This window comes from Oleiphilus sp. HI0117 (assembly GCF_001635235.1).
On the sequence record NZ_LWGA01000271.1, the window covers coordinates 1 to 1,991 of the forward strand.

Genomic DNA, 1,991 nt, shown 5'->3' on the forward strand with positions numbered 1-1,991 from the left:
TATCACGTGTGAAACTTCACCATGCACTTTAATCACAACATAAAAAAAACTCCCGCCCTCCTCCGAAAGATGTTTGCGGTAGCTTTCATTCCATACCAAAAAGTTGTGAGGCCACTTTTCAGTACCTTCTGACTCCCAAGAACGCCAGCAATCTGCCAGCTCCCTAATTTCACTTTCTGTTTTTGCAGTAGTTAAAGTGTACATAGAATAATAAATAACCTAGGTGTAAAAAAATAAAAGTATTGACATCCCCCTGTGTCAGGATAGTTGTCGCCTCTGTTAATTTTTAATAATTGAATAGGAGGCGGTAAGAGAATATGAGTGAAGCATTATTCAAAAGAGTTTAAAGAAGCCATTGTTAAGAAGTGGCTTGAAAGTGGGTTATCATTAAGAACGTTTTCAGCCCAGGAAAACATAAACCTATCCACCTTGTATTCCTGGCGAGATAAATTTCAATTACCAGGTTCAAGTGTGACAAAAAGTAGTAGTCCAGATAACTGGTCTCCAGAAGCAAAGTTTTCAATTGTTCTGGAAACCGCCATGATGTCGGAGATAGAGCTAAGTGAGTATTGCCGAGAAAAAGGGCTGTACCCTGATCAGGTGAAGCAATGGAAACAATCTTGTATTAACAACAATATGACTGAGGCTCAGCGTAAGAAACAGGAAGCTGCAGAGCGCAAAGCAGATAAGAAGCGTATTAAGCAGTTAGAGAAGGAGCTAAAACGCAAAGATGCAGCACTTGCTGAAACTGCTGCATTATTGGTGCTCAGAAAAAAGCTCAATGCCTACTGGGGGGAAGACGAGGACAGCTAACCATGCTTCCAGATAGGCAATATTATGTGGAGCTGATTGATGAAGCCGTTAGTGCTGGAGCCAGAAGAGTGAAAGCCTGTGAGCTAATAGGCTTATCGCTTCGGACCTTACAACGCTGGATTGAAGATGGTGGCGTTACACAGGACAAAAGACAGTCAGCTATTAGACCTGAGCCAAAGAATAAGTTGTCAGAAACCGAGCGACAGAGCATTATCAATATCTGTAACGAGCCCGAATATGCGGACCTTCCACCCAGCCAAATCGTACCAAGGCTAGCGGATAAAGGGCAATATATTGCTTCTGAGTCCAGCTTTTATCGTGTGCTCAAAGCACATAATCAACTGGCTCACAGGGGGCGAGACAAGCCCAAAAATGGTACGAAGAAACCGAAGGGATATACGGCCACTGGGCCAAATGAAGTCTGGAGTTGGGATATTACGTACTGCCCTGCAACTGTGATAGGGCGGTATTATTACCTGTATATGATAGAAGATATCTTCAGTCGCAAAATTGTTGGCTGGGAAGTGCATGAGTCCGAGCAAGGAGAACATGCAGCAGCATTGCTTGAGCGCAGTGTTTGGTCAGAAAAGTGCGTCAGAAAATCCCTGGTGTTGCACTCGGATAATGGTAGCCCAATGAAGAGCTTAACAATGCAAGCAAAAATGCAGGATTTGGGTGTCGCCAGCTCTCGAAGTCGGCCTGGTGTAAGTAATGATAATCCGTTTTCAGAATCACTATTTCGAACCCTGAAGTACTGTCGTCGATGGCCATCTGAGGGATTTAAATCAATCGATGAAGCAAGAACTTGGGTGAAAGAGTTTGTCACTTGGTACAACACAGAGCACCGGCATAGTCGAATTAACTTTGTTACCCCAGAGCAAAGGCACTTAGGTCTGGATGAAGAAATATTATCGAAGAGGGATGAGCTTTATCGCAAGATGAAAAGAAAGAACCAAATAAGGTGGTCAAAAGCTACGCGGAACTGGGAGAAAGTGGGTGACGTTAAGTTGAACCCGGAGAAGGAAAAACAAGCAGCTTAAATGCTCAGGCGACAACTACCTTGAAAAACGCCGCTTAGAGCGAGTTTCCATTGGCTAAATTTTTCCAAAATAGTGGTGATGGCCTCTCTTGCATAAGAAGACCTAAAACTTACTGCTTTAGTGCCCGTGATATTGCCC

2 protein-coding genes are annotated in these 1,991 nt (G+C 43.6%); one reads left to right on the forward strand and one right to left on the reverse strand.

Features of this window, described 5'->3' with window-relative positions:
* On the reverse strand, window positions 1-204 hold a 204-nt coding region (locus A3757_RS27500; RefSeq protein ID WP_231878204.1), incomplete at its 3' end, for a hypothetical protein.
* A gap of 117 nt (window positions 205-321) precedes the next feature.
* Here A3757_RS27500 and A3757_RS25025 point away from each other — a divergent pair.
* Window positions 322-1,853, forward strand: a protein-coding gene (locus A3757_RS25025) for an IS3 family transposase (protein WP_369808172.1) whose coding sequence is annotated in 2 segments (ribosomal slippage) — window positions 322-766 and window positions 766-1,853 — 1,533 coding nt in all. Because the reading frame shifts where the segments join, the coding sequence is not laid out codon by codon here.
* The last annotated feature ends 138 nt before the right edge of the window (window positions 1,854-1,991 follow it).